This is a genomic window from Methylocapsa sp. S129, assembly GCF_009765995.1.
Classification (GTDB): domain Bacteria; phylum Pseudomonadota; class Alphaproteobacteria; order Rhizobiales; family Beijerinckiaceae; genus Roseiarcus.
In genome coordinates, this window is the sequence record NZ_LMUI01000002.1 from 1 (window position 1) to 365 (window position 365).

General features: G+C 43.3%; 1 protein-coding gene. It reads right to left on the reverse strand.

Annotated features, from left to right (window positions below; all coding sequences use genetic code 11):
• On the reverse strand, positions 1-231 hold a 231-nt coding region (locus tag GSQ90_RS32055; protein WP_210254777.1), incomplete at its 3' end, for a hypothetical protein.
• Between the last annotated feature and the right edge of the window lie 134 nt (positions 232-365).

The following is a 365-nucleotide window of genomic DNA, read 5'->3' on the forward strand; positions in this document are numbered from 1 at the left end:
AAGCCCTGTTTTTAAGTACCCAGGAAGCCAGAATAGTCTTGAGAAGGGAGGAAATTGCTGGGCAGCATTATGAGCATTATCAACTCTTTTTTTCATGGAGGAAGTAAGTACAGGCAAAGCCAGATGAATTACGTTTAGAGCTGTGGAGGTCATTAAGACCCTGAATAATTGCTTTGATGGACCCATGCTGCCACAAAAAAAGATATAGGGGGCTGCCTTTATCCATGACATATAGCCACATCGGAGACATTTAATGATGCAATTTGAGCCCTGTGCCGAAGCTCAGTACCATATTACATGCCTCAAAGTGGTATCCAACCGTTAACTACAAATTAGAAACGTATACGGATCCCCCGGGCCATACT